We start from the raw sequence: 2,315 nt of genomic DNA, 5'->3' as shown, positions 1-2,315 counted from the left end.
GCGCGGACGTGCAGAGCGTCCCGGTCCGGGTCGGCGTAGACGGCCACGCTCGCGATACCGGCGTCCCGGCAGGCCCGGGCGACACGGACAGCGATTTCGCCACGGTTGGCGATGAGCACCTTGCGCACGATAGAGGCTCCCTCCTTGAAACAAGCCGAGTTTAGGGACTGCCGACACGGCGCATCGACCCGTCCCCAATGGTGAGCTTGCCCACACGGAGCGTGATTCGAGGCTCGCTCAACCGGCGAAATCCCTTGTCGCACCGCAATACGCAGGACTCCTCCCGGAAACCCTAGTCCCCTCATGTGGTCAAGGTCTCTGTAAGAGCGTGCTGCGGGCCACCCGGTTTCTTTGTGGAATCCCTACGAACGGCCCAATGAATCTTTGCCACCCACCGGACCCTTGTCCCGCGGTTTACCCGTTAGTAGCGTTCGCGATGTATCGAAACATACTTCGGGTAACAGGCGTTCGGCTCGAGAGTGGGTGGGGACCGGTGGTGCGCAGACCGGTGGCATGGATCGTGGCGCTCGTGCTGTTCGCGGAAGCGGTCGGCGTCGCGGCGCTGAACTGGTTCCTGGGAATCGTCGTCGACCGCCAGGACATGTCCCTGGCCGGCCTGGACCCGGACATGATGTCGGTGTCGTCGAAGGCGGGCGGGATCGTCTTCGGGCTCTACTTCGCCCTGTGCGGACTGGTCGCCCTGCTCGTCGCCCTGCGGGACCGCCCGCCGGCCGGCTTCGGGCGGGTCCTGCTGATCAGCGTCGCCGTCGTGCACGGGCTGCTGGGGGCCTTCGCGTGGGGTCTGGTGGGCTGGCCGGCGTTCGTGTTCATGGTGGTCGTGCTCGCGCTCGTCGTCCTGCTGCTGATGACGTACGACGCCCCGCGGGGCCCCGCGCCCGCCGGGGAGCCCCGGGACGGCGCGGGGGACGGCGGCAGCCCGGTCACGCCCGGTCCGGCGCCCACAGGTCCGTGATGCCGACGCCCAGGTGCGCCAGCAGCTTGCGCACGAGGGGCAGGCTGATGCCGATCACGTTGCCGTGATCGCCCTCGATGCCCTCGATGAACGGGGCCGAGAGACCGTCGAGGGTGAACGCCCCGGCGACGTGGAGGGGTTCGCCCGAGGCGACGTACGCGGCGATCTCCTCGTCGGAGGGCTCGCCGAAGCGGACGACGGTGGAGGCGATGCCGGAGGAGTAGCGGCCGGTCCCGGCGACGTAGACGCAGTGGCCGGTCTGCAGGGTGCCCGCGCGCCCGCGCATCGCCTTCCAGCGGGCCGTGGCCTCCTCGGCGTCGGCCGGTTTGCCCAGCGCCTCGCCGTCCAGGTCCAGCACCGAGTCGCAGCCGATCACCAGCGCGCCCTTCACCTCGGGCCGGGCGGCCACCACGGAGGCCTTCGCCTCGGCGAGGGCGAGCGCCAGGTCGGCCGGGGTGGGCGCGGTGACGGCGTCCTCGTCCACACCGCTGACGATCACCTCGGGATCGAATCCGGCCTGGCGCAGCAGGCCGAGCCGGGCGGGGGACTGGGAGGCGAGCACGAGGCGGCGGCGCGGCTGATCGGTCATGCGGTCAGCGTAGCGAGGTGTCCCCGCCCGCTCACCTCAGGCCGATCACGATCATCGCCAGCACCATGGCCAGGGCCATGAGAATGCCGAGCCGCCGCAACATCTCCTGCGTGTCCCGCAGTTCCTCGGGCGGCTCGTTCTCGGGATCGGACCACAGCATGCTCCCAGCGTGCTCCGGGCGGTGGTCCGGACGCCTGAGTACGGGTACTCAGGTTCGCCCGGACTCCCCGTTCCCCGGCCGTGGTCTCCCCGCGGGTCGTGGTCTCCCGGTGGTGCTCAGCTCGGCCAGTAGGTGCGCGCCCACGTCGTGGGCCCCGGCTGGGGCAGGCGGTGCGCCGCGATGCGGGACGGGTCCGACCAGGAGTCCCTGTCGTGCGGCACGCTCGGCGCCGCCGCGGCCGCGAGCGCGGCACGGGCCCTGACCACCGCGAGGGCGGCGGCGAGTTCCTCGGGGGTGGGGTTTCCCCGTACGACCTTGATCACAGCGGCTCCTTACAGGGGGATGTTGCCGTGCTTCTTGGGGGGCAGGGTCTCCCGTTTGGTGCGCAGCTGGCGCAGTCCGCGGACGACGTGGCGGCGGGTGTCGGAGGGCATGATCACGGCGTCGACGTAGCCGCGTTCGGCGGCGACGTAGGGGTTGAGGAGGGTGTCCTCGTACTCCTGGATGAGCCGGGCGCGGGTGGCCTCGGCGTCGTCGGCGTCGGTGATGGTGCGGCGGTGCAGGATGTTGACGGCGCCCTGGGCGCCCATGAC

At 70.9% G+C, this 2,315-nt stretch carries 6 protein-coding genes; 1 reads left to right on the top strand and 5 read right to left on the bottom strand.

What is annotated here, in order from left to right; translation table 11 throughout:
- On the bottom strand, positions 1–128 hold a 128-nt coding region (locus ACH4ZX_RS40250; RefSeq protein WP_146225392.1), incomplete at its 3' end, for a biotin carboxylase N-terminal domain-containing protein.
- Positions 129–436: 308 nt separating this feature from the next.
- Between ACH4ZX_RS40250 and ACH4ZX_RS40245 the strand changes: the two genes are divergently transcribed.
- Entirely contained in the window at positions 437–973 is a 537-nt protein-coding gene (locus tag ACH4ZX_RS40245) for a hypothetical protein (protein WP_398283892.1), read from the top strand.
- Here ACH4ZX_RS40245 and ACH4ZX_RS40240 read toward each other — a convergent pair.
- From ACH4ZX_RS40240 to ACH4ZX_RS40225, 4 genes are all read right to left on the bottom strand, one after another.
- A complete protein-coding gene (locus ACH4ZX_RS40240) occupies positions 942–1,562 on the bottom strand; it encodes a Maf family protein (protein WP_398283890.1) in 621 nt (206 codons plus the stop codon). The genes ACH4ZX_RS40245 and ACH4ZX_RS40240 overlap by 32 nt on opposite strands.
- A 31-nt stretch (positions 1,563–1,593) precedes the next feature.
- Complete coding sequence (gene mmpB, locus ACH4ZX_RS40235) at positions 1,594–1,722, bottom strand: morphogenic membrane protein MmpB (RefSeq protein ID WP_324787314.1); 129 nt, start codon at positions 1,720–1,722, stop codon at positions 1,594–1,596.
- Positions 1,723–1,838: 116 nt separating this feature from the next.
- On the bottom strand, positions 1,839–2,045 hold the full coding sequence (locus tag ACH4ZX_RS40230) for an acyl-CoA carboxylase epsilon subunit (RefSeq protein WP_398283888.1): 207 nt from the start codon (positions 2,043–2,045) through the stop codon (positions 1,839–1,841).
- Positions 2,046–2,054: 9 nt separating this feature from the next.
- A partial coding sequence (locus ACH4ZX_RS40225) for a carboxyl transferase domain-containing protein (protein WP_398283885.1) occupies positions 2,055–2,315 on the bottom strand: 261 nt, incomplete at its 5' end.

It is taken from the genome of Streptomyces sp. NPDC020490, assembly GCF_044335305.1.
Classification (GTDB): domain Bacteria; phylum Actinomycetota; class Actinomycetes; order Streptomycetales; family Streptomycetaceae; genus Streptomyces.
The sequence above is the reverse complement of the archived record's forward strand: the minus strand, read 5'-3'. Positions and strand labels throughout refer to the sequence as shown.

Bases quoted from the DNA above. Each gene is read 5' to 3' on its own strand.
- ACH4ZX_RS40245 (WP_398283892.1), top strand. From the start codon at position 437: ATGTATCGAAACATACTTCGGGTAACAGGCGTTCGGCTCGAGAGTGGG.
- ACH4ZX_RS40240 (WP_398283890.1), bottom strand. From the start codon at position 1,562: ATGACCGATCAGCCGCGCCGCCGCCTCGTGCTCGCCTCCCAGTCCCCC.
- mmpB (WP_324787314.1), bottom strand. From the start codon at position 1,722: ATGCTGTGGTCCGATCCCGAGAACGAGCCGCCCGAGGAACTGCGGGAC.